The 24,934-nt window shown below is 69.0% G+C and carries 12 protein-coding genes; 3 read left to right on the forward strand and 9 right to left on the reverse strand.

Translation table 11 applies throughout. From position 1 onward, the window contains the following. Window positions 1-90: 90 nt before the first annotated feature. Window positions 91-843: a helical backbone metal receptor gene (locus tag PKF00_RS30095; protein WP_271221054.1), complete on the reverse strand. Its 753-nt coding sequence runs from the start codon at window positions 841-843 to the stop codon at window positions 91-93. Between the two features lie 138 nt (window positions 844-981). On the opposite strand from PKF00_RS30095, the gene tsaD reads away from it, so the two are divergent. Both tsaD and PKF00_RS30105 read left to right on the forward strand, forming a co-directional pair. Next, the gene (gene tsaD / locus PKF00_RS30100) at window positions 982-2,010 is read left to right on the forward strand and encodes a tRNA (adenosine(37)-N6)-threonylcarbamoyltransferase complex transferase subunit TsaD (protein ID WP_271221055.1); all 1,029 of its coding nucleotides are present in this window, start codon (window positions 982-984) and stop codon (window positions 2,008-2,010) included. Between the two features lie 331 nt (window positions 2,011-2,341). Next, a complete protein-coding gene (locus tag PKF00_RS30105) occupies window positions 2,342-3,892 on the forward strand; it encodes an alpha/beta hydrolase (RefSeq protein ID WP_271221056.1) in 1,551 nt (516 codons plus the stop codon). 214 nt (window positions 3,893-4,106) lie between these two features. Here the strand turns inward: PKF00_RS30105 and PKF00_RS30110 are convergent, their stop codons facing one another. The 8 genes from PKF00_RS30110 to PKF00_RS30145 all read right to left on the reverse strand — a co-directional run bounded on the left by PKF00_RS30110 (window position 4,107) and on the right by PKF00_RS30145 (window position 21,140). Beyond that, window positions 4,107-5,285, reverse strand: coding sequence for a hypothetical protein (locus PKF00_RS30110; RefSeq protein ID WP_271221057.1), 1,179 nt, complete (start codon window positions 5,283-5,285; stop codon window positions 4,107-4,109). 14 nt (window positions 5,286-5,299) lie between these two features. After that, window positions 5,300-7,567 carry a pyridoxal-phosphate dependent enzyme gene (locus PKF00_RS30115; RefSeq protein WP_271221058.1) on the reverse strand — a complete coding sequence of 756 codons (2,268 nt, stop codon included), beginning with the start codon at window positions 7,565-7,567 and terminating at the stop codon, window positions 5,300-5,302. A gap of 11 nt (window positions 7,568-7,578) precedes the next feature. Continuing rightward, the gene (locus PKF00_RS30120; protein WP_271221059.1) at window positions 7,579-8,511 is read right to left on the reverse strand and encodes a GHMP family kinase ATP-binding protein; all 933 of its coding nucleotides are present in this window, start codon (window positions 8,509-8,511) and stop codon (window positions 7,579-7,581) included. After that, a complete protein-coding gene (locus PKF00_RS30125; protein WP_271221060.1) occupies window positions 8,511-10,073 on the reverse strand; it encodes an argininosuccinate lyase in 1,563 nt (520 codons plus the stop codon). Before PKF00_RS30125 ends, PKF00_RS30120 begins: the two co-directional genes overlap by 1 nt. Window positions 10,074-10,109: 36 nt before the next feature. Next, window positions 10,110-16,598, reverse strand: a complete 6,489-nt coding sequence (locus PKF00_RS30130) for a non-ribosomal peptide synthetase (protein WP_271221061.1) — start codon at window positions 16,596-16,598, stop codon at window positions 10,110-10,112. A gap of 84 nt (window positions 16,599-16,682) precedes the next feature. Continuing rightward, a complete protein-coding gene (locus tag PKF00_RS30135; protein WP_271221062.1) occupies window positions 16,683-17,459 on the reverse strand; it encodes an AzlC family ABC transporter permease in 777 nt (258 codons plus the stop codon). A 33-nt stretch (window positions 17,460-17,492) separates the two neighbouring features. Then, window positions 17,493-17,810, reverse strand: coding sequence for an AzlD domain-containing protein (locus PKF00_RS30140; protein WP_271221063.1), 318 nt, complete (start codon window positions 17,808-17,810; stop codon window positions 17,493-17,495). A gap of 15 nt (window positions 17,811-17,825) precedes the next feature. Then, complete coding sequence (locus PKF00_RS30145) at window positions 17,826-21,140, reverse strand: non-ribosomal peptide synthetase (protein ID WP_271221064.1); 3,315 nt, start codon at window positions 21,138-21,140, stop codon at window positions 17,826-17,828. A 1,443-nt stretch (window positions 21,141-22,583) separates the two neighbouring features. Between PKF00_RS30145 and PKF00_RS30150 the strand changes: the two genes are divergently transcribed. After that, window positions 22,584-24,932, forward strand: a complete 2,349-nt coding sequence (locus PKF00_RS30150) for an L-tyrosine/L-tryptophan isonitrile synthase family protein (RefSeq protein WP_271221065.1) — start codon at window positions 22,584-22,586, stop codon at window positions 24,930-24,932. Window positions 24,933-24,934: the final 2 nt, after the last annotated feature.

Consider the following 24,934-nt stretch of genomic DNA (forward strand, 5'->3'; position numbering starts at 1 on the left):
AAAGTCTGCCCTCCCGCTGGAGAGCGGGGGGCGCCGCCCCCGGCCGGCACGGGCGCGGGGCGGCCGGCCGGGCGCGCGGACGGGCGGGTCTCATCCCAGCGCGGCTCCGAGCACGCGGGGCGCCTCGGCCAGGGACGGTCCGTACCAGGTCAGGTGCCGGCCGCTGACCAGCGCGGCCGGTGTCGCGGGGAAGAATCCGGGGCCGTCCTCGGCGGTGAACCGGTAGGGCTCGTCGGGAAGGACGACGAGGTCGGCGCCCGAGGCCAGCAGGTCGGGCAGGGCGATCTTCGGATAGCGCTCCGGATGGTCGGCGTAGAGGTTGCGGACGCCGAGTCTGAGCAGGAGGTCGCCGGCGAAGGTGTCGCGTCCGAGGACCATCCAGGGTCTGCGCCAGACGGGGATCACCGCCCGCCGTGCGCCGGTGGCCGGCGGATCCGGCCATGCCCGCTCCGCGGCGGCGAGCCAGTCCGGCTCGGGAAGGCCGCAGGCCACCGTGAGCGCCCTGCGCAGAGAGGCGAAGGCCTCCTCCAGCGTGCGGATCCTCGTCACCCACACCGCGACCCCGGCCGAGCGCAGCGCCTCCAGGTCGGCAGGGCGGTTCTCCTCCTCGTTGGCCAGCACCAGGTCCGGCTCAAGGGCGACGATCGCGGTCAGGTCGGGGTTCTTGGTGCCGCCGATCCGCCGCGCCGGCAACCCCGCGGGATGGGTGCACCAGTCGGTCACGCCGACGAGCAGGTGCGGGGCGGTCTCGGCGAGCGACTCGGTGAGCGAGGGGACGAGGGACACCACGCGGCGCACGACGCCGCGAGGCGTGAGGGGGGTGCCGAGGTCGTCAGGCGTCATGGGGTCCTCCGTTCCCTGAGCGGGACCGCGCCGGATTCGCATTCACCCTTTTCACTCCCCGCCCGGCGGTCCGGCGTCACCGGCGCGACTTGTTTCCTATTATTCTTAGTTGCAAATTAGTCGCAACAAGAGGGTGGCATGGCGATCGTCCTGGGCATCGAGACCTCGTGCGACGAGACCGGAGTCGGGATCGTCGCCGACGGGCGGCTCATCGGCGCCGCGCTGGCCTCCTCCATGGACCAGCACGCGCGCTTCGGCGGCGTGGTGCCGGAGATCGCCGCCAGGGCGCACCTGGAGTCGCTGGTCCCGTGCGTGAGGGCCGCCTTCCGGCAGGCCGGGATCACCCCGTCGGAGCTGGACGCCGTCGCCGTTACCTCGGGCCCCGGCCTGGCGACCGCCCTGCAGACGGGCCTGGCCGCCGCGAAGGCGTACGCGCTGGCCTGGGACCGGCCGCTGTACGGCGTGCACCACCTGGCCGGGCATGTGGCCGCCGACACCCTCGAACACGGTCCGCTGCCGTCGCGGTCGGTCGCGCTGATCGTGTCGGGCGGCCACACCTCGCTGCTCCTGCTCGGCGACCTGGCCCGCGATCCGATCGTCCACCTCGGCGACACCCGCGACGACGCCGCGGGAGAGGCGTTCGACAAGGTCGCGCGGATCCTCGGGCTCGCCTACCCCGGCGGTCCCGCCGTCGACGCCGCTGCCCGCGACGGAGATCCCACGGCGATCGGCTTTCCCCGCGCCATGCTCGGCGCCGGTCACGACTTCTCCTTCTCCGGTCTCAAGAGCGCCGTCGCCCGGCATGTGGAACGAGCCGGGCCCGACCTCGTCGTGCCCGATGTCGCCGCGTCCTTCCAGGAGGCGGTGGTCGACGTGCTGACCCGCAAGGCCGTCGACTCCTGCCTGGACCATGACGTCGACACGCTGGTGATCGTCGGAGGGGTCGCCGCCAACGGCAGGCTCCGGCGGGTCGCCGCCGAACGGTGCGCCGCCGCGGGCGTCACGTTGCGGATCCCCCCTCCGCACCTGTGCACCGACAACGGCGCGATGATCGCCGCCGTCGGAGACCTCCTGTTCACCGGGGGAGCCCCGCCCTCCTCGCTCGGCCTGTCCGCCGACCCCTCGGCCCCCCTGACCCGGGCGTCCCTCGATCCGCGCCGCGTCTGACGGCCGGGCACGGGGCGCCCATCTCTCATACGCCCGGATGAGGGGGCGACTCATACGCCTGGACCAGGAGGCCGACGACGAGTCGGACGGCGTGCGGCCCCGGGCCGGACCGCCCCGATCACGGGTGGCCGCCCGGGGAGGCCGCGACGGCGACGGCCTTCCTGGTCGGGAGGCCGCACCGGATCACCTCAGTGATCGCGAAGCGCGTGCGCCCACGCGAACGCCGTTCGAAGGAGGATTCCGGACCCCGGGGCGTCATCCTCGCGGGGGAGCCCGAGGTTCATGCTTTCGCCCGATTCCCGTTCGTCGGGAGTCGACTGATGATCAAGAAATGCGAAAACTAGCCGCCCTGTTACTGGGGCTCGCGATCCCTCTGTCCTGTCTCACCCCGGTGGCGGCCGCCACGACGCGGGCCGCCGAGCCCGGGACCACGATCGCCGAGAGCGCGATCTCCTGGACGCCCTGTCCGGAGGACCCGGCCGTGGAGTGCGGGACGCTCGCCGTGCCGATCGACTGGAAGCGCCCGGCGAGCGGCACGTTCGACGTGGCCGTCGCCCGCCGCAGGGCCACCGATCCGGCCGCCAGGATCGGCGCGCTGGCGCTGGGAGCGGGCGGTCCCGGAGGGTCAGGGGTGAACCTGGTTCTCACGGGCCCGACGTTGTTGAGCCCCGAGATCCTGCGCCGCTTCGACGTCGTCGGCCTCGACCCGCGCGGCACGAACCGCAGCCACCCCGTGGTCTGCTCCACGGACCTGATGACGCAGGCGCCTGATCCGATCATGAGGAGCCAGGCCGACTTCGACCGGAGGCTGGCCTACAACGAGCGGCTGCGCGCCGACTGCAGGGCCCGCACAGGGCCGCTGTTCGACCACGTCGACTCGCTCAGCACCGTGGCCGACCTCGACGCCTTCCGCGCCGCGCTCGGCGAGGAGAGGCTGAGCTTCTACGGCGGCTCCTACGGCACCCTCCTCGGCCAGCAGTACGCCGAGCGCCACCCACAGCGCGTCCGCGCCTTCACGCTCGACAGCACCATGGACCACAGCCTCGACACGCAGGGCTTCATGGAGACCGAGGCCTGGGGCGCGCAGGACGCCTTCAACGAGTTCACAGCCTGGTGTGACCGGGACAGCCGCTGCCTCCAGCACGGCGAGGACGTCAGGGCGTTCTGGAGAGCGCTGCTGGCCCGCGCCGACCGCGGCGAGCTGCGCGACCCCGAGCGGCCCGACCTCGAGGTGACCGCGTTCACGCTCATCCAGGCCGCGGTGAGACACTTCTACAACCCGGCTGCCTGGCGGCCGCTCTCCCAACTTCTCGCCGACCTCGACAGCGGCCGGGCCACGCGCGAGGGAGCGCTGTCTGTGCCGGCCGACGGCACGCCGGAGGTCAGCCCTTACCCCCTCCAGATCTTCTGCCTGGACTTCCGGCTGCCCGTCCGCGACTACCGCGAGTACGGCAGGCATCTGCGCCGCATGACGAAGGTCGCGCCCGACATGCGCTACAGCCCCCTGTCGATCGCCCCGGTCGTCACCTGCCTCGGGCAGCCGGACCCGATCCCCAACCCGCAACACCGGCTGAAGGTCCGCACGAGCACGCCGGTGCTGGTCGTCAACTCCAAGCACGACCCGGCCACCGTCTATCCGTGGGCGACGAGCACGACCCGCCAGCTGGGCCGCTCCGGCCGCCTGCTCACCTACGAGGGCTGGGGCCACATCGCCTACGGCAAGGGGGCGTGCGTCACGGAGGCCGTCGACTCCTACCTGATCTCGCAGACCCTGCCCGCGCGGGGAGCCAGCTGCCCGGCTGTCCCGCCCGCTGAGGCCCGTACGATCCAGGATCTCCTCACCGCGTTGCCCGGCACACCGGGGTGGACCCTCCCGATGTGATCCCCCGTGGTCTCCCGTGCTCGTGCGCGCCGTCGGGGCGCACGAGCACGGGACGTCGACCCGTTCACACCTTCCGTGGTGGGCGGGACCAAACGGCGGGTTGACGAGCTCCGGCGCTCCTTGCCGGCGTCGTCGCGGATGTCCTGGCCGGCTCGCCGTCGGCGCTCCGGCGACCACCGGGGAGGTGGGAGCCGGAGCGCAACGTTCACAACCGTCAGGTGGCGGTGTGCGACTGAGGCTCGGCGGCCGCCAGCGGCGAGAGACTGATTCCACTGAGGACATAGGAGATGGCTACGCCGAGCGTCAGCTCGCGCTGTTCCATCCGGCTCTCGTGGTGTGAGTCGATGCAGGCCTGCCGGTGCCAGAAGGCGTAGTGCCAGGCGTGATCCGCAGGGACCACGTGGTGCAAATCGTGCGCGGGCAGGTCGGAGACCAGGACCGCGAAGCGGGCCGGGACCTGGAGGAAGAGCATCCGCACCAGCCAGTGCCCCCACTGCGGCAGCTGGAGAGCCAAGGAGGTGCCACGCTCAGGCAGCGGCTCCAGGCAGAAACGCGCCCAGCACCGCCTGATGTAGTCATTGCGGCTGGTCGGCGCGCCGTCGAACGCCATCCACGGATGCTCGGAGATGGTCTGGAACAGCGCTGCCCAGTGGAACAGCGGCAGCCATGGCACGAGGAAGGCCAGCGTGTACTCCGTACCGTCCATCAGGACGCCGAGGAGGACGAGCAGGCCCACCCAGACGACCGACGCGATCCGTCTGCTCCATGTGGCCGTGATGAAGTTGGTCTTGATCCGGGCGATGACGAAAGGAATGTGGAGCCGGGGAGAGAACGGTGTCCAGTAGAGCCTGGCGCGTAGCCGGCTCACCGGCATGCCGGGGCGGAAGCCGAGGTAGACCAGGAAGGCAGAGTCCGGATCCTTGCCCGTGGTGAAGACCTTGCGGTTGTGGTGGTTGCGGATGTGGTCGTTGAAGATGTCCTCGTAGTTGGAGGTGAGGCTGACGGCACTGGACACGAGCTGGACTGCCTTGTCCACGTACTTGTTGCCGGACACCTCCTTGTGCACGGCGTGGTGGCTCCAGGTCACCTGTAGCTTGCGGACGGCGTTGACGGTCACCAGCCAGGTGACCGGCAGGACGAACAGCGCCCACCAGGACAGGAACCGGACCGCGAACACACTGCCGAGCACGGCGAGAACGAGCTGGAACAGGGTCAGGAACCAGTTGACGATCGGCGGTGGGATCCACCAGGGTGCCTGCTGCCCGGGAACCGCCTTGCCGGAGAAGATGGTGATGAGCTGTTGCGTCCAGCCAGGAAACCGCTGCGCGTACTCGAGGCGCAGATCCTGCATGGTGGACTCGATGACGTCGGGTGAGCGAGTTCCGTGGACCATGGGAAGACCTCCTGTCAGTGAAGTCGTTCGGCGTCCAGCCGTACTGTGAGCAGCCGATGCACCTCGTCGAGGCTCTTGGCGATGTTCTCTGGCGAGTCGCCCTCAGCGATCACGAATCCCAGCCGGTCGTAGGAGTTGCGGGGAGGCCGGACCGTCTGGCCGCTGTTGGCGGTGATGACGACTTGCTTCACGCCCGGTACCTGGTGTGCCCGCTCCACCCCGGTGATCTCGGCAAGGACGCCTTCGCGGTCGGCCACCAGGAAGCGGATGCCCGCGAACCTCCGATGGGTCGGCTCCAGATCCGGCGTTTCGCCGATCGCTGACCGAAGCTGCTGGTTCAGAAGCTCGACGCCGGTGGCGAGCCGGATCAGCTCCGGTATCATCCCGCCCGCCAACCGGGCGTTGACTTCGACGACCACCGGTCCGGCAGCGGACAGCCGCACCTCGGTGTGAGTGGCCCCGCAGCGGATGCCCAGGGCCGTCAGCGCATCGGTGGCGATCTTCTCCAGAGCCGTCCGGTCGCGCGTTTCCAGCGGCGCGGGGAAGATGTGCTGCCGCTCGACGAAGTAGGGACCGCCGGACACGGTCTTGGCGGTGACGCCGACACAGAAGTGCTCGCCGCCGTCGCTGAACATCTCGACGCTGAACTCGGGGGCGTCCACGAACTCCTCCAGCAGCGCCGTACGCGCCGTCGGCAGGCCGCGGACGTTCACCTCCACGGCGAGCACCCGTTCCACATGCGCCCTGGCCTCCTCAGACGTACGGCAGAGCAACACGTCGTTGGAGCCGCTGTCGTCGGCGGGTTTGACCACACATGGCAGGCCGACTCGTTCCAGCGCGGCGGCCGTCTCGGCCACAGAGCGCACGACGGCGAATCTCGGCTGGCCGACGCCCGCCGCGTCCAGCACCTCGCGCACCCGTGCCTTGTTCCTGCTGTTCGCCATGGCCTGCGGGGGGTTGCCCGGCAGTTCGAGCCAGCGGGCCAGGGACGCCACGAGCGGAACGTAGAACTCGCTCGTGGTGGTGATCCCGGAGATCTGCTGGCGGGAGAAACGCTCGCGGACGGCCTCGCGGAGCCCGGCCTCGGTGCCGGTGTCGCACACGACGATCTCGCAGCCCGTTTCGCCCGCGCCCACGTAACGTTCCGGGGCGTTGGTGAGCAGGACCGGTTCGAGCCCCAGCTCCCGGGTCGCGCGGAGGGCGAGCACACCGGTGCCCGAGGTGTTCGCCTCGACGAACAGCAGCTTGTGCGGCGCTCTGACCGCACCGTCCTGCTTGGCGTACGACCAGGTGTGGACCTCGGTGCGCGGGGCGACCTCGTCGGGGGCCGGGGACGCGTGCTGGGCGGGTAGCCCGCGTTCGGCCCAGTAGGCGTCGTTGTAGACGCTGCCGGTGTAACGGTCACCGCGGTCGGGGAAGATGCCGACGATCCGGCTTCCAGGGGCCGCCCGCCGGGCCGCCTCCTGCAGGACCCGGTACACCGAGCCTGAGGTGTTGCCGGCGAAGATCTTCTGCTCGCCGGCGAGATCGCGGGTCGCGGCGAACGCCTCGTGGTCGTTGAGCCAGTGCACCTCGTCGATCAGCGTCCGATCAAGGTTGGGGGGAATGAGGCTGTTGCCCAGCCCTCCCTGGAGCCTGCCGGGGTGATCCGGTTGGTCGAACAGCACGCTGCCGACGCAGTCCACCCCGATGATCCGTAGGTCGGGCAGCGTCTGGCGCAGCACCCTGCCGGTGCCGGACAGCGAACCTCCGCTGCCCACCGAGGCCACCAGGACGTCGATCCGGTCGAGGTCGGTCAGCAGTTCCTCGGCCAGCGCCCGGTAGGCCGCGGGATTGTCGGGGTTCTTGTACTGCTGCGGCCAGAACGCCCCCGGCAGGTCCGCCATCAGTTTGGCGAGCCGTTCGAGGCGTGCGCTCTGCCAGCCCGCACTGGACATGGCTTCGACCACGTGCACCTGGCAGCCGAGCGCGCTCAGCTTGGCGAGGGTGATCGGGTCGATCCGCGGGTCGGTGACGATGTGCACGGGATGGCCGAGGTGGGTTCCCACCAGGGCCACGCCGAGGGCCATCGTCCCCGAGGAACTCTCGATGATGGGTGCGCCCTCGGCCAGCACACCCGTCCTTCTGGCTTCCAGGATGGCCTGCTTGGCCACCCGGTCCTTCATCCCGTAGATGTTCTGCAGTTCCAGCTTCGCGTAGACCTCCACAGACGGCGGAGTGTCCATGACGAGCCGGACCAGAGGTGTGTGCCCGATGGCGTCGACAACGCTGTGATATCTCATGCTCACTGTCTTCAGAGAGGAAGGGGGGCGGGGGAACGAAAGGAGCGGAACACCGTCACGTCGTCGGCCAGCGTCTTGGCCATGTCCATGATGGCCTGCACTTTGCGGGCGCACTCCGGGTCGGACTCCGCGACCAGGACGCCCAAGAAGGTGCCGCTGTGGGCGATGCTCACGCCAAGGCCGCCGCACTCCCGCGAGACATCGATCATCTGGTGCAGCAGCCGTTTGGGACGCAGTTTCTCGTTCATCAGGGCGCTCGCGGTGGCGACCTCGCCGATGGTGGTCACGTCGCCGTCCCGGATCGCACGCGAGATCCGTTCGAGCAACCGGTCGTACTCTGCGCAGTCGGCCTCGGAGAACCGCTTGGACTGCCGGTTGAACTCGACGGTGTCCACGACACCGCCCTCCTCGACTCCCACGATCACCAGGGGGGGCAGCGGTCCGAGGACCTCTCTCAGCCGCACCTCGCGGTGGTAGAAGGCCGTGACCTCCGGGTACATCACACCGTCGGTGGGTTCGATCCCACGCAGGAAACGTTCGATCGTTTCGGCCTCGACCGGGACGCCCAAGGCGGCTCCCACCGCGCGAGCGGTGGCGACCAGGTCGGCGGAAGAGCTGGCCAGCCCCTTGCCTTCGGGCAGGTCCCCGCGCAGGTGCAGGGTGCCGCCCCCGGGCCACCTGTAGGCGTCCAGCATCAGGCGCACCAGCCGCTGGGCCTTGGCCTTGTGCCGCGGCAGCACGGTGATGCCGTCGCTGTTGCGATCCAGGTTGAAGGTGGCCGTGGCTCCTCGATCGATCGGCAGGGTCACGAGGAAATCACGTCTGTCCTTCGACGTCATGCCTTGGAGCAGTTCGCCGAAGGTGCCGAAGGCGCTGCCCGTTCCGTTGCCGCCGATCGCCGCCGCCATGACCGAGGCGCCGTGGACGCTGCTGTCGGAGAACATCACGCGATGTCCTCATCACGGCCGTCCCCGTCCCTGTCGTCCTCCTTGCTCAGGCCGAGCAGGGAGTCGATCTGGTCCAGCCCCGCCCTGACCCTTTCCCTGCGGTCCGCCCAGGCCGCGGATATCCGGCCGTACTCCTTGTCCTGGGCGGCCAGCAGCTCCCTGACCGCGTCCGGATGCGCCGATCCCGGCGACGACTTGCGGTACAGCTCGCCGTCACCCTCGAAGGCCGCGGCGAGCAGCTCCGCCGGGGCACGCAGGACGTGGCCCTCTCCGGCGGCGGCGGCGTGCAACAGGTCGGGGGCGGTCTCGCGTGGGGTGCGCCCGGCGGCGTGCGCGGCCTGCACGTACCTGCCGGCGATGACCTGCGCCCTGCGCCAGGGGACCGACTCCCGCAGGGTCAGTTCGTTGGCGAGGCTGAGACCGCCCATGAACTCCTTCTCCGCCGCGGCCCTCATCCGGTCCTCGGCGAAGCGCAGCCGGTCGAGAGCGACGGTGAACAGACGGAGCGTGACGTCGAGGGTGGTGAACATCGGCAGGAGGCCCGCGCCCGCCTCCTTGGACACCTCCACCATGTTGGTGTACGGCGTGGCACGCTGGGCCAGCAGCATGTCGACGTAGACGGCGCTGAGATGCGCGGACTTACCGCGAACACGTTCCAGCACCGGATAGTTCTTCTTCTGCGGCATCGCCGAGGAGATGCCCGACAGGTCGTCGGGCAGCTCCACGAAACCGTAGGGACCGCTCGCCCAGGTCATGACATCGCTGATGAACCGGCTGAGCGCGGATCCCAGCAGGGACACCTCCGCGGCGAGCTCCAGCACCCACGCGCGGGAGGCCACACCCATCAACGCGTGCGGCTGAGGGGCGGAACAGCCCAGGAGGTCGGCCATCCGCTGGCGATCCCAGGGCAGTTCCTGGCCGGACATCCCGCCGGAGCCCAGCGGGCTGAGATTGATCCCGTCGTGAGTGGCCAGCAGTCGCCGCAGCGTGTGCAGCATCTGCTCGGAGACGGCCGCGAAATAGAAACCGGGTGTGATGGTCTGGGCCGCCTGCAGGTGGGTGTGGCCCGGCATGGGCAGGTCGGCGCTCCGTTCGGCCAGGCGGTGGGCGGCGCGGCCGAAAGCCGACACCGCGTCGGCCCCGGCGTACAGCAGTTCACGGCCGAACAGCAGCTGCGCGGTCGCCTGCAGGTCGTTGCGACTGCGGTCGACGTGCCAGGCCACCACCGGCCGGCTCAATCCCCTCTCCACATGCTGTTCGAGAGCGAACGCGATGTCAGACATGTTGCCGTGCAGGTCGGCGGCGATCCCCGAATCGCAACCCGTGTGCAGCAGCCTGCCGATCTCGGCGGCGTCGCGCCTGGAGATCAGTCCCATGCGCTGGTACTCCAGCGCGAACACCTTCTCGATCCGCGTGTACCACGGGAGGAGGTTCTCGATCTCGTACCTGAACTGAGGCTCCAGGATTTCCTCGTACAGTAACCGGTCAGGGACACTCTTGATCCTTCCGGTGAGCCGCCCGGCGGAGCCGTCCAGCTCTGGTTCTGCGGAAGCACTCATGTCTGCTCCAGTCTCGTCAGGGGCCGATTGCGGCGCTCAGCCCGCGAGGGCTTTCTGGACGACCTCCGCGAGCAGGTCAGGGCGGGTGGTGTTGAGGTAGTGGCCTCCGTGATCGGTCACCACCTGCCGGATGTCTCGTACGAACAGACCCCAGTTGTCGATGACGTCGCCGTAGTCGGTCATCAGCAGGTCGTCGGTCGCCAGGACGACGGTGGCCGGGCAGTTGACCTTGTTGCGCTCGATGTGCGACACCGCTATGTGCAGCCCGTGGGTCGCCTCGACGGCGTCGTAGCGGAAGGCCCGAGCCAGGTCCGCCCTTTCCGGTGCGGACAGCTCGCGCACCTCGTTCAGGCCCGTGTTGTCGACCAGCCACTCCATGATCTGCTGCTCGCTCATGTGCACCGCGTCGTTGGCCGCGTGATCGGCGGGGTCGATGGAGCGCAGGAGCTTGGCGACGATCAACAGGCGGTGGACCTGCTGCTCACGCCGTTCGAGCGCGCGCACCAGATGGATGGCCACCGAGGTTCCGGCGCAGTGCCCGAGCACCAGGACGGGACGGCCGCCCGCCTGCTCCTGAACCTCGTCGGCGAGCTGCTCCGCCAGCACGTTCACCGGTATCATCGGCCTGCTGTCCTGTTCCGTGCGACCCGGCAGCTCCACACCCAGGACCTGGACGGGCACGCCGGTCTCGGCGATCCGCCGAGCGAGCGGCACGTAGCTGATCGCGCCGCCGCCCGCGAAGGGGACGCAGACCAGCAGGGCTTCGGACGCGGCCGTCTGCGTGTCGGACGTGCGGCTCAGGTCCACCAGCAGGTCTCGACGGGCCCCGACGCGGGAGCCGAACCCCTGCGCTATCAGCCGTGCGGTCGGCTGGAGCAGCAGGTCATGGAGGGTGATCCGGCCGCGTGATGAGGCCGCGACCTTCATGGCGGCGATCGAATGGCCTCCGATGTCGAAGAAGTTGTCGGTGACCCCCACCTCCGCCGGCTCCAGGCCGAGCACCGAGGCGAACAGATCGCGCACGAACTCCTCGCGCTCGTCCGCGGGCGGCTCCCTGTGACTGTCGGTGTCCGCGGTGAGCGGCTGGACGGCGAGAACCCGGCGGTCGATCTTGCCGTTCGCGTTGAGCGGGAAAGCGTCGAGCCTGATCAGGATCTCGGGGTGCATGTAGTCCGGGATGATCTCCGTGAGCTGTCTCTTGAACTCGGCTCGGTCCGGCTCCGCCGTACCGACGTAGAAAGTGACCAGGCGCTTCTCCCGGGCGACGTCCCGGGCGAGAGTCACCGCGGTCTCCACGCCCGGCAACCGGTCCAGGGCGCCGTCCACTTCCGACAACTCGATCCGGTAGCCGCGGATCTTCACCTGCCCGTCGCGGCGGCCCGCGCAGTCGAGCAGCCCGCTCGGCAACCACCGGCCGATGTCACCGGTCCGGTACAGCAGCTCGGAACGGTCGTCGAGGGTGTTGGGCTCGAAGGCCTCCGCAGTACGCTCCGGATCGTTGATGTAGCCGAGGCCCACGCCTGCGCCGGTCACGCAGATCTCCCCGTAGCCGCCGATCGGCCGGGGACGGCCGTCGGGCCCCACCACGTGGATGGCGGTGTTGATGATGGGCCGGCCGATGGGCACCCGCCCGCCTTCCAGCCCGTCGGACATGAAGTGGTGGGTGACGTCGTCCGAGCATTCGGTGGGCCCGTAGGCGTTGATCGCGGTCACCTTGTACTGGTCGAACCAGCGACGGGTCAGCGCCGGAGGCAACGGCTCGCCGTTGATGATGTTGAATCGCAGGTCGGGCAGCGGGAAGGGGGACTGCTCCACCTCTGTCAGCAGCGCGTCGGTGTACGAGGGCACCGTTTCCAGGACGGTGACGCGGTCGTTCGCGAGGGCACGGAGGAAGACCGGCAGGTTCAGCACCGTGTCCTCGTCGTAGATGACCGTCCGGCCGCCGACGAGCCACGCGACGAGGAGTTGCCACACCGAGATGTCGAAGCACTGCGTGCTGATCTGGGCGACGGCGTCCTCCTCGGTCAGCTCCAGATCGACCACCTTGGCCAGCAGGTGGTTGAGCATGCCTGAGTGACGGATGGTGGCGCCCTTCGGGTCGCCGGTGGAGCCCGAGGTGAAGATGATGTACGCCCTGTCCTGCGGCGCTGGGCCGGCGGGCAGCTCGACCGGGTCCCCGTCCGTCTCCTCCTGGAGGGTGAGCACGGTCAGGCCCGGGTTCCGCTCGGTGAGGGCCGCGCCCAGGAGACTCGCGTCCGCGGGCTCGGCCACCAGGTGGCGCGAACCGCTGCGACGCAGGACGGCACTGATTCTGTCCAGCGGAAAGCCCCGGTCCTGTGGCAGATAGACCGCACCGATCTTGAACAGCGCGAGCATGGTCAGGGCCCAGCGGACGCCGCGGGGCTGAACGGTGGTCACCACGTCACCGGCCGAGACCCCGGCGGCCAGCAGTTGTGCGGCGACCCGGTCCGAGGCCAGGTCCAGCGTGGCGTAGTCCAGTTGCTCGTCGCCATGCGCCAGCGCGACGGCGGACGGGGTCCGACGCGCCTGCTCCGCGAAAAGGTCCAGGAAGCTGCCCTCCGGCAGCGGATACTCGGGACCGGCGGACATCTCGCGCAGAAGCCGTTGTTCGTCCGCCTCCATCAGGGTGAGGGCGGATCGATCGGCGGCCGGGTCCTCGGTCAGCGCCTGGAGGGCCCGTCTGTAGTAGCCGCCGAGCCGTTCCACCTGCTGCTCGGCGTAGATGGAACGGTGGTAGTGGAGGCTGAGCATGACCTCGTCGCTGACCGCGTCCTGGGAGAACTCGGCGCGGAAGGGGAACTCGCTCTGCACGTTGACGATCGAGCGGATCAGCCCGAAACCGTCGTGTGCGGTGAGACTCTTCAACACGTGGAAGTGGGTGAAGTTGAAGACGGTTTCGAAGAGCGTGTCCCGACTGCCCAGGGTCTTCTTGATCTCTGCCATGGGATAGCGCCGGTACGGCAGCAGTTCCCCCTCGGCCGCGTAGACCGACCGCACCAGGTCCTCCCACGTCTTCCCCAGGTCGCGCACCCGGAATGGCAGGGTGTTGAGGAAGAGCCCGGCGATGTCCTGACCGCCCTCGATCTCGGGACGGCCGGAGTGCTCGTAGCCGGTGAGGACGTCGGAGGAACCGGAGACGAAACTGAGCACCCCGACGTGAGCCGCCATCAGCACGGCCTTGACCGGCACGCACAGCCGCCGAGCGGTCGCCACGACGTCGTCGGAGAGTCCCTCGGGGAGGTCGACGTCGTGAATGCCGACTCCGTCACGCTCCGGCATGGGGTCCGTGTACGGGTGGACCCGGGTGCTCTCCGCGCCGTCCATCACGTCCTGCCAGAACGCGCCCTGCTCGGGTGAGGCCAGGGCGGCCCGCTCCAGTTCGACATAACGCCGATGGGACATGACCGGCTTGGACCGCCCTTCCACGTCCTCGCCGTCCAGCAGGGCGAAGTAGGCGGCGAACAGGTCACGGTGGATGGTGTTCACGCTCCACCCGTCCAGGGCCGCGTCGTGGTAGCTCAGGGAGTACTGGTACTCGTCGTCTCCGAGGAGGTGCAGGTGAACGCGGACCAGGTCCACGGTGCCGTAGCGGAAGCCGCCACGCAGTTCCAGCTCCGCGAACCGGTGCAACTCCTGCTCCTGTTCCCGCGCCGGCAGATGGCGCAGGTCGAAGATCATTAATGGTGGCGCGGCGGTCTCGTGCACGAGCTGCAACGGCTCGCCGAATCCCTGGAGGTGGAAGGACGTCCGCAGCAGCGGGTGTCGGCTCACCAGGACCCGTACCGCCTGCTTGAACAGCTCGACATCGACGGTTCCGCGGATGCGGTAGCTGAGGATGTCGTGGTAGAGCCCTTCGGTACCGCTGCGGGTGGCCTCGTAGATGAGGCCGACCTGAAGCTGCGACATCGGATAGGCGTCGACCAGGCCGTTCGGCAGCGACACCCGATCCGCCGGGTCGACCAGCGCGAACGGCTCCGTCTCAGAATCGGAGCCGGGCTCCACGGCGGGTGTGTCCAGCGCGACGCGGTCGGTCAGTTCCGCGATGGTCGGGTGCTCGAACAGCTCCTGGAAGGTGAAGTTCAGTCCGGCGGCCCTGGCGCGGCCCAGGACCGTGATGAATTTGATCGAGTCTCCGCCGAGGGCGAAGAAGTTGTCGTCGACGCCGATCCGTTCGACGCCCAGAACCTGGGTCCAGATGTGGGCCAACTGCTCCTCGGCGGGGGTGCGGGGGGCGCGATAGGCGATCGCGGCGGGGGCACCCGGCAGAGGCAGGCTTGAGAGGTCGCGCTTGCCATTGTGGCTGGTGGGAATGGCCGCGACCTCGACGATGAACTGCGGCACCATGTAGGGAGGCAGTTCGGCCTGGAAGGTCGCACGGAGCGCGGCCTCGTCGAAGTCGTCGTCCACGGTGACATACGCCACCAGGTACGGCTCGCCGGAATCCGTCCTCGGCGCGGCGGCCGCGCACTGGCGTACGCCGCGGCACTGCTTGGCCACCTGCTCGATCTCGCCGAGCTCGATGCGGTATCCACGGATCTTGACCTGGGTGTCCAGCCGCCCCAGGTACTCCACCGTGCCGTCCGAGAGCCAGCGTGCCAGGTCGCCCGTGCGGTAGCGCCGTTCACCGTCCGGACCTCCGGGGGCGACGAAGCGCTCCTCCGTGAGGTCGGGGGCGTGCAGGTAGCCTCGCGCCAGGCCGACACCGGAGATGCAGAGTTCACCGGGGGTGCCGATCGGGGCGAGCGCTCCCGAACGTCTCCTCACCGACAGGCGGATGTTGCTGATCGGACGGCCGATGGGCACCGGCCTGGTAAGGTCCGCCTCCGCACACGGAAAGTACGTCACGTCGACCGCGGCCTCGGTGGGACCGTACAGGTTGATCAGCTCGCGGTCGCCGCCGAGCTGCTCCTGGAACAGGAGCGCGTGGTCGGTGGCGAGCGCCTCGCCGCTGGCGAAGACTCGTCGCACGGAGGCCAGCCGAGCCGTCGTGTCCGTGGCCGCGAGGAACCCGAGGAAAGCCTGGAGCATCGAAGGGACGAAGTGCAGAGTGGTCACACCGCTCTGCTCGATGCGCCGGATGATCCGCTCGGGATCCCGCTCGTCGCCGTTGGGCAGCGTGGCGACAGAGGCTCCGGCGATGGACCACCAGAAGATCTCCCAGACCGACACGTCGAAGGTGAACGGCGTCTTGTGGAGGATCACGTCGTGAGCGTCGAGCGGGTATGCCTTCTGCATCCACCACAGGCGGTTGACGATGGCCCGGTGCTCGACCATCACGCCCTTGGGCCGGCCTGTCGACCCCGAGGTGTAGATGATGTAACAGATGTCCTCCGCGGTGGTGACCGGCTCCACGTCTTCGTCCCGCTGCGCGAGGACGTCGGGGTCGTCGACCAGAAGCACTGTGTGCCCGCCGACGGTGGCGGCGGTCTCCTCGACGGCCACCACCAGGCTCGTACGGCTGTGCTCCAGCAGGTAGTCGATCCGGTTACGGGGCAGGGTCGGGTCGATGGGCAGGTAGGCGCCGCCCGCCTTCAGCACACCGTAGACGGCCACCAGCAGGTCGGTGGAACGTGGTACGCACACGGCCACCGCGTCGCCCGGCCGCACACCGCGCTCTCGCAACGCGCGGGCCAGCCGGTTGGCCGCGGCGTTGAGCTGCCGGTAGGTCGTCCCGCTGTCCGTGACCGCGATCAGGTCCGGTTCCGCCGCGGCGCGTTCCTCCAGGAAGCTGTGCAGCAGGCGGTCGTCGGGGAAGTCGGCCGCGGTGTCGTTGAAGGCTCCGCCGAGCAGGGCCGCCTCCTGCTCGTCCGGGCCGAGGAGCAGGTCGATCGGTGCGGACGGGTCCGCGACCAGGGCGCCGAGCAGGCGCGCGTAGGAGGTGGCCAGACGTTCGGCGGTCGACGCCGCGAACACCCCGGCGTCGTACTCCACCTCGACGCGAGCCTCACCGGCCACCAGATACAGGTCGAACAGCAGGCTGCAGCCGACCTCGCGCGCCTGCTCAGCGGTGAGCCCGCCCGCCAGCGACAGCGACAGGTCGCCTGGCCGCAGGTCGAGGTGGTCCAGCAGCCCCGGGAGCGGAACGTCGAGATGAGCGGAGGTGGCCAGATACTCGGCCCGTACGGCGGTGAGCAACTCCCGGCCCGACTCGTGCGCCGCGATCTCAACGGTCTGTGGGACGGCCTGGTCGGTGGTGCCGGGCAGCCCCACCGGTGCGAACACGGTGACCACCGGCCGGTCCGTCGCCCGGGCCGCCAGCAGGGCGAGTACGGCCGTCCCGAGGACACGCCGGAGAACGGTGTCATCGCCGGTCACCCTGGAGGCGGCCTGTAAGGTCTCATCGCTCAGCCCCGCGCTCACTCGGGCGGGGGCGGGGGCATCACGCCGTATGTGGTCACGGACGAGAACGGTGGGGTCGGTCCACGCGTCCTGCCGCGCCCGCCAGAACTCCGCCTGGGCGGGATGGGCTCGAAGGGCATGCTGAACAGCAAAAGTGCTGGTCATTCGGCAACTCCGTTCAATGGCAGAGAACCAACGGGGCAGGTGTCGCCCTTTGTGCGGAGGAGGGAATGTTCGAAGACAGGCGGGTCAGGGGCATGTTTTCTGCGCGGTGACCGGTTCAGTGGGTGAGCTGGGCTCAGACTGGGACGGGTGGCGCGCGTTCTCCTTGGTCTCCCAGTAGGCGGCCACCCCGGTCGCGAACAGCGTGGCCGCGAACAGGCCGCTCTGGTACGGAAGGTGGTGCAGCAGCAGCCCGCCTGCTCCCGCGATCAGCCCGATGAACATCGCGCGACGGCTCGTGAAGGAGGAGACGACCAGGGCGATGAAGGTGGCGTAGACAGCGAAGTCCAACCCCCAGTCGCTGAGCTGTGAGACGCTGCGACCGAAGAACCAGCCACACAGGGTGCTGAGGTTCCACGCCAGGTAGATGATGACCGAACTGCTCAGCACGTACCAGCGACGGTGGTCCTCTTCACCTTCCAGCGGCTGGCTGAACCGTTTGGCCGCAAGGGCGTAGACCGCGTCGATCATGCCGTAGGCGATTACCAGGCGCCAGACCAGGGGCATCGGCCGGACGTACTGGGCGAGTGCGGCGGAGTAGAAGACATGGCGCAGATTGACCAGGAGAACGGTCAGCACGGTCAGCGGCCAGGCGGCGCCGGACGTCAGCATGCCGAGGCCGACCATTTGGGCCGACCCCGCGTTCACCAGCAGACTCATGAGCATCGAGTTGGTCAGGTCGAGGCCGCGTTCCTGGGCGAGCGCGCCGAAGAGCAAGCCGAACGGCACAGCACCGACGATGACGGGGATGACTGACAAGGCCCCCTGCAGGGCCTCTCCCTTCCAGCCGTTGCTGGGCAACATCGAGCGCTCCTCCATAGAGATCGAGCAGGTATGTCAAAGGACCAGCCTGGAGACGGCGAACCCGGCCACCGCGCTGACGAACACGAGAAAGAAGGAGTCCCGCTTGATCACGCCCATGCCGAAGCCGCACAGGGCGCCGACGAGGTATGGCGTGAACCACCCCCATCCGCCCACCACGTGGTCGGGGACCAGCACCGCGGGAACGATGATCGCCATCAACACGGCGGGCATCACATAGGGCAGTGTGCTGCGGATCGTCGCCGGAAGTCGTTCGGGATTCACCGGGCCGAAGAGCAGATAGCGTGTCATGAATGTCACGGCCCCGCACAGCACGATGGTCAACGTCGTCATGGTTACCGCCCCGGTTCAGAAGGTGAAGTCAGCCGCGTCGACGAGCTGCGCCGTGCCGGTCTCCGGCTGCGGCAACACCGGGTTCCCCGGATTCCGGTGAAGCTCGTCCAGAATCTCAACGACCTTGTCAAGCAGGAACGCGACAGAGTCATGGCCGAACAGCGCGGTCGAGTACTCGAGCTCCAGCGAGTAGCCGTTCGGTGTCTCGAACGCCTGGAGGTTCAGATCGAACCGGCATGTGCCGACGTGCGGCAGGGACAGGGTGATCCGCCTGCCGTGCTTGCGAAAGCTGTGGAAGTCGATGTTCTGCAAGGCGAAGAAAGCGTCGAAGAGGGCGTTGCGGCTCAGGTCCCTGGGGACGTCCAGACGGCGTACAAGCCGGGTGAACGGGTACTCCTGGTGCTCCAGGGCTCCGATGTGCTCCGCGGCGAGGTCCTGCAGCAGGTCGGTGAGCGTGCCGGCCGGCCGCAGGCGAGCCCGGAGCACGACGGTGTTCACGAACATCCCCACCACGGATTCCAGGTCCGGATGGGGCCGCCCGCTCATCGGGCTGCCGATCGCCAGATCTCGCTGACCGCTGAGACGCGCCAGCGCGGCGGCGTACGCCGTCAGGAGGACGACGAACGACGTAACCGACTCCCGACGCATGATCCTTCGAACCGGTTCGGGGGAAAGCCTCCTGACCACCACGTCACCCTCGGTGCTGCGCAGGGGAGGACGAGGCCGGTCCGTGGGAAGGTCCAGCGCGGGGACAGGGGCGGCGAACCTGTCCATCCAGTAGCGTTCGGCCCGCTCCGACTCCGGCCCCTCCAGCCGACCGGTCGCCCAGCGGGCGGCGTCCGCGTAGCTCACCGCCGGGGCCTCCGGGAGGAAGCCCTCATAGAGATCGAAGAGTTCCTCCACGAACAGGCGCAGTGAGACGCCGTCGAACACGATGTGGTGGACATCCAGGTAGAGCAGGTCTCCTGCCGGGTCTCCGCGTACCAGAAGCACGCGCAGGAGAGGAAGACTTCCCAGGTCGAAGGGGTGCACCAGGAGCGGGAGCAGCTCGCGCTCCGTCGGCGGAGCCTGATCCGCCTCCACGACCCGGAGATCGACCGGCGCCTCCTCCTCCACCACCCGCCGCACACCGTCCGCCGTGGTGGCGAACCGGGTGCGCAGGACGTCGTGACGAGAGAACAGGGCGGCCAGCGCCGTACGCAGTCGTTGCGGGTTCAGCGGGCCGTCGACCTGCAGTTTGACCGGGATGTTGTAGACCAGGCTCTTCTGGTTCACCTGCCACAGCGCGTACAGCGCCTGTTGCTGGGGATGGAGGACACCGTCGTCGGGCTCGCGTCTCTCTATCGCGGACAGCTCCGCGCCATTGGCGGTGTCCAGGATCCGCGCCATCTCCGAGAGAGTCCTGGCCTCGAAGAGCTGCCCGAAGCCCACCGTCACCCCGAGGGTACGAGCGATCCGACCGATCAGGCCGCCCACGGTGATCGAGCTGCCCCCCAGGAGGAAGAAGTCGTCTTCCGCGCCCAGCGTTTCGGCCTCAAGGCAGAGGATGTCCGCCCAGAGGCGGGCCAACGCGAGCTCCGACGCGGTTTCCGGAGGCCGGCCGACACGGCGCACGGGGGGCGGGTCCGGCAGCCTGGTCCGATCGACCTTTCCGTTGGCGTTGAGCGGCAGGCGGTCCATCCGCACCACGCGGTCCGGACACATGTACGCGGGAAGGCGCAGCCGGATCGCGGGAAGCAGGTCTTCCTCGTCACAGCCCGGCGCCAACACCACGTGACTGATGATCCGTTTGACGTCATCGGGCCCGGTCTCGACATGGGTGTGCGTGTCGACCAATCCTGGAATCTCCAGGAGAGCGCTGTCGATCTCCTGGATCTCCACGCGATGCCCACGGATCTTGACCTGGTTGTCCACCCGGCCGTGGAAGGACAGGACGCCGTCCCCGGCGTCGCTGACCAGGTCGCCCGTCCGGTAGTGGCGAACGCCGTCGAGCACGACGAAACTCTCCGCCGTCAGCTCGGGGTTGTTCAGGTAACCCCGTGCGAGCCCGGCTCCGGCGACGTAGAGCTCGCCGACTTCTCCGACCGCTGCCGGCAGTCGTGCGGAGTCAAGGACAGCGACGGTGGTCCCGTTGATCGCACGACCGATCGGTATCGGACCGGCGTAGTCCCGCTCGATCGGGAAGGTCGTGGTGAACGTCGTGTTCTCCGTCGGACCGTAACCGTTTATGACCCGCAGCTGCGGACATGCCTTGCGTACGAGATTCACATGCCGATGAGAGAGCACGTCTCCGCCCACAAGCAGGGTCCGCAGCCTGGCGAAAACGGTCACGTCCTCGTCGACCATCTGGTTGAACAGGGGCGCGGTGAGCCACAGGACGGTGATGTCCGCGTCATGCATGGCCTGTCTGAAACGCGCGGGTACGAGTAGCACGTCGTGGTCCACGATGTGCAGGGTCGCGCCGTTGAGCAGCGCCCCCCAGATTTCGAAGGTGGACGCGTCGAACTCCAGAGCCCCGGTCTGCAGGAACCGTTCGGCGGCGGAGAACTCGAAGTAGTCGGCTCCCCGGACGAGCCGCACGACCCCGGCGTGCTCGACCATCACGCCCTTGGGACGGCCGGTGCTACCGGAGGTGTACATCACATACGCCAGCGGTGACGAGGCTCCCCCTTCGGCCGGATCGAGGTAGGCGGGCCGCAGTTCCGGGGCCCCGTCACGGGTGAGGAGCGCGGTGAGACTCAGGAGTTCGGTGTGGCGGGGGACGGCGGGAGCGATCCGCGCCTCCGACTCCGCGTCGCAGACGAGAAGCGCGGCGCGTGAGTCCTCGAGAACGCGCGTGACACGCTCGCCGGGGAACTCCGGATTCACCGGGAGATACGCGCCGCCGGCCATCAGCACACCAAGCATGCAGACCACGGCGTCAGCGGAGCGAGGGAAGGACAGGGCGACCAGCGCCCCGTCCCGGATACCGAGTGCGGCAAGACGCTCGGCCACCGCCGTAGCGCGAGAATGCAGTTCACGGTAGGTCAGACGATTCGACCCGTGCACCACGGCAAGGGAGTCGGCACTACTCTGGGCCTGCTCCGCAAATAACTCGCATATACTTCGCAGGTGGCCGTCGTCGTGGGAGGGCGAGATCGGAGACGGTCGAATGTCGAACATGCTCGGGTTTTTCTCCTTGAGCGCTGAAGCCCTGGCGAGGAGAGATTTTCGGCTGACCATTTTGCCCGGATCGGGCATCAGGCGGGCGCGGTGGCCGTGGCCGACAACCTGAGGCGAAGACGTGGGAGAGAGGTTGTCGGTGCCGTCTCTTTTCGAGATGGCAACCAATTGCCCTCGCCATTGAAAGGTTGACGGCAATGCCGTGACAGGCACTCTGGCGGATGGCTCGCACTTTTGAATCGGCGCACACCGCGCATGAAACTCGACAGCCAGAACGGAACGAGCGATGAGTGCATGTTCCCCCGTTTTCTTCCCCGCGCAACGTTCATTGCAAGCTTAAAGTAACTATGAGTCCGTGATCTGAGGTTGTCAACCGTCCCGCCCGGATATGGGGTGCTTTGATATCTTGGTTGACACCTGTTGCTTTCAGATTGAACAATAGGGCCGGTCGAGCCGCGCGTTACTTACGGGCCTCGTACATCCGGACTTCGCAGTCCACGTATCCGCAGAAGACAATCCGTTCGCGCATTGTCAACACGCCGTCACGGCGTCGGATGCCCGTCCGCGCACCGGCAACCACTCGGTCCGGCGGAGAAGGCACCTATTCCGGAGGCGTCTTTGCCCTGGGTGCGCCGGACGACCGCGGCGTGCCGCCGGGTTTATCGCGACGGACAGGCGTCACTTTGGAGAACCGGCGCAATTACCCACCGCAGCAATCGGCGCGTGGAACCGCAATCGGAACGACGGTGCGGCTCGCGGGTTCACACCGGTTGGATTCCGAACGGGCGGCAGCGCGTGAAGTGGCCGACCGGGCTTCGGCCGACTGGCGGGTGAACACCGTGTGGCGAGACCGGAAAAACGTGCACCACTCTTCAGGGCCATGACCGGGAAGCCTGGGAAGCGGACCGTCCGAAAGCGCAGTCCAATCCATCCCCGAGTTCGGTTCCGATGGGCCCTCAAAACTCCGTGCGGCGCCTCTCCGTGCTTGGCCCCACACGTTCGGAAGACCGACTTCACGCTGTGGCCGTAACTGAATCGGCGCGCCCGTCAACTCTCCGGAGGGGGCCGTCGGTAAACGCGGGCCCGGTCTCCTCGGCCACCTGCTCGCATAACGGCAGATTGTTTCCTCAAATTAGAGACGGCCATAAACGTCGAATCGGGTGTGCACAAAGACGCCTGTTTCGGTGTTCTGGCAGATCGTCCGGCCTGCGCATGCAGCCGAAAACTTCAGGCCTGTTCTTCGCGGGAGGATCCCGCGTCGTTTCTCGCATGCTCTGCGCGCCTCCGGCACGAAAACTCGACATCGAGATATCTCTCATCGGCCAGGCGCCTGTCCAGAGGTTCTGCGCGTAACCGGGCATGAGATCGCCGGGGCATGAGGGCACGACGCCGGAACCGTTCCGCGGCACATCGCCACCGCCATCGCCATCGCCACCGCCGACGCCGCCGGAGACGTGGACCGGCGGCGATCTCCGTCCGCGTCCGGATCGTCCGGGGCCCTCCCGGCCGCCTCCTTCCCGTGAATGCGCGACGAAGCCGATCTGAATGCGCCCGGTGGTTGGCTGGCGGAGCAACGGATGGGTGGTGGGGGCTGGTTGCGGAGGGATTCCTATGAATACCGATCAGTTTTGTGTACTTCAGGAGGCCGTTCCGCCAGCCGACGTCCGGCGGTCATCCGGCGGGCGTGACCGGCTGCGGTCGGCGATCGACGCCGACCCGCTGTTACGCCTTTACGCGGCGATCCCGGACGACGCGCGGCCCGGCACGCTCTGGCCGGTCCATCCGGGCTTCCCCGGCGGCACCGTGGCCGTGCCGGTCACCGCCCTGGCCGCCGATCGCGCTCGATTACCGGTGCCGATCGGCGAACGCAGGCAGTGGCGGGTCGATCCGCTCTGGTCGTTCGCCGAGTACGTGGTCCGCCCTCTGGTGACGGTGTTCCGGGTCGCGCTCGACCGCTACGGCGTCCTGCTGGACGCCGAGCCTGACCGGATGGCGGTGGAGGTCGCCGGGACCGGCCGGGCCACCGGGCGGGTGGTGGTCGCGGGGGCGACGACGCCCTCGGAGGGCGATGCCGACCGGGCCGCCGCGGACCTGGCCCGCTGCCTCGACCTGCTCGCCGAGTGCGCCGAGAAAAGGGTGCCCGGTCGGCCCCACCCGGATCACGTGCGCGCCCACGTCCGGCGGATCGTCGAGCAGGAACTGCGCTTCCTCCGCCCCGAGACCGCGGCGCTGCTGCGCGGACGCCATCCGCTGGCGCCGTACGTCCACGGTGTGCCGGACCGGCAGGATCACGCGCTGCGCCGGGTGCTCGACCTGGTCGCGGAGCGGGATCTGCGCCGGCGCGCGGAAGCGGCCCTGCCGCCGCCGACGGTGCTGCTGGATCTGGACGCCCTGGGATCCTCGGCCGTCGGCCTCGGCCGGTTCGTCCGCGACGTCGAGGACCACGGCGGGACCGTGGCCTTCGGCACCGCGGTCCGGGAGCGGGAACGCGGCCGGATAGAGGCTGCCCTGGCCCGGCACGGCCTGCCGCACCCGCGGCTGGTGCAGATGCCCCAGCCCGTCGAGGATTTCGTGGCCGTCGTCGACGACACCGTCACGCTGGAGCGCAATCCGCGCCCGGTGGACGCGCCCCACGGCTCCCGGCTGTCGCACAGTCATTCGATCTCCGAACTGCCCCTCGGCGAACTGCGGGTCCGACCGGTGGTCGCCGAGCACGCCGTGCGCCTGTCGGCCGCGGCCTCCGCGGCGCTGGTCGACAACCTGGTCCTGCGGGCGGGGGAGAGCGCCCGCGACACCGCCGCCCGGGCGTCGCGCGCGCCCGCGCCGGCGAGGGAGACCTCGCACGAGCGCGCGCTGCGGCTCGTCCACCACGTCCTGACCCGCAAACAGTTCTGGCGGGGCAGCCGCGCCGCGTACCCGCAGGCGGCGGCGGCCCGCGACATGATGCGGGCCATCCGCCGCGGCGAGCCGATCCGGCTGGTGCTTCCGGCCTTCCCGGTCAAGCACGCCGACAGCGGCCTCAAGGCGTTCGGGACGTTGCCCGACCTGGCCGAGCTCGCGCTGCTGGTCCGGCTGCTGGAGCTGGGCACCGCCCTGGGCGAGGTCTACCCGCCCGGCGTGCGGATCACCCTGCTCACCGACGGCCACCACTTCCGGGTGCGGCCGCCGGAGCTCCACAGGGCCTACCTCGACCGGATCGCCGGTTACCTCCGCCTGATCGGCGCTGAGCGGATCATGAGCCTGGAGGACGTCGACGCCGCGGCCCTGCGGCTGCTCGGGGCGGACGTCATGGGGACGCGGACCGGCCTGCTGGAGGCCCATCAGAAGGCGCTGACGGACGCGTACCGCGAACTGGACGTCACCGAGGATCCGGCCGGCGTGCTGGCCCGAAGCCGGAGGCTGGATCCGGAGCCCGGCGCCCCCGGCGTGACGGTCGCCGACATCTTCCGGTCACTGGTGCACTCGGTGGAGGTGCGGCCGCCGTCCGGAGCCGACCACCGGGAGTGGTCCGCGCTCCTGTACGCGGACCTGTACAACGTCGGGGAGGCGGTCGCGCCGGAGGTGGCGCGGGGCCGCCGCGAGATCCTCCGGCGCGCCTGGGAGGCCGCCCTCCGATACGTCGCCGTCACCCGGACCGACAACGATCTGGGGTACGACCAGATGTTCGCCCCCCGGGTCCGGCTCACCCTGAGCGTCCCGTCGCCCGGGCGGTGCGGGTTCGCCGGCCTCGGCGGCTCGACGGTGCTCCCGTGGCAGGGGACGGCGGCGGTGGACGCGGGCGGTCACGTGTCCACCGACTTCGCGATCCACCTCCTGGACCAGGGCTTCGTGCCGGTCCACTCGCCGCTGCAGGGCGGCGAGCAGCCCTGGTTCATGGCTCCGGTGACCGAGGTCCAGCCCGCCGGCCCCGCCAGGCTGGACCCCGGCTTTCTCGACCGGATACGCCTGCGCAGGCGCTGACC

It is taken from the genome of Streptosporangium carneum (assembly GCF_027922005.1).
GTDB classification, from domain to species: domain Bacteria; phylum Actinomycetota; class Actinomycetes; order Streptosporangiales; family Streptosporangiaceae; genus Streptosporangium; species Streptosporangium carneum.